1 protein-coding gene is annotated in these 587 nt (G+C 64.3%); it reads right to left on the bottom strand.

Going from position 1 to position 587, the window contains the following annotated elements:
- Positions 1-572 (bottom strand): ATP-binding cassette domain-containing protein (locus AC1D0P_RS27255; protein ID WP_477679585.1); only part of this gene is annotated, 572 nt, incomplete at its 3' end.
- Between the last annotated feature and the right edge of the window lie 15 nt (positions 573-587).

The following is a 587-nucleotide window of genomic DNA, read 5'->3' on the forward strand; positions in this document are numbered from 1 at the left end:
TAATTGGATTTCGGCGCAGCGAAGACATCCTCGCAGCGGCCTTCTTCGACCACGCGGCCGAAGCGCATCACATAGACCCGGTCGCAGACGGCGCGGATCACCGACAAGTCGTGGCTGATAAAGGCCATGGCGAGGCCCATGTCACGCGACAGATCGCGCAACAGATTGAGCACTTGCGCCTGGGTCGAGACATCGAGACCGGAGACGAWCTCGTCGGCGAGCACGAAATCCGGCTCCAGCAGGGCAGCGCGGGCAATGCCGACGCGCTGGCGCTGGCCGCCGGAAAGCTCATGCGGATTGCGGTCGAGCACGACTTTCGGCAGCGCAAACCGGTCGAGGATTTTCTGCACCCGCTCTTCCGCCTGCCGTGCATTGGCGGCCAACCCATGCAGCAGGATCGGCTCGACCAGGATTTTCCGCACCGAATGGCGCGGGTTGAGCGAGGCCATCGGGTCCTGAAAGATCATCTGCATGCGACGGCGTAGCGGCCTCATCTCGCCGTCGGGGAGCTGAGTGATGTCGCGGCCGTCGAAGCGGATTTCTCCGGCGGAGGCATCGACCAGCCTCAGCAAAGCGCGCCCCAGCGT

The organism is Polaromonas sp. P1_G2 (assembly GCF_056405515.1).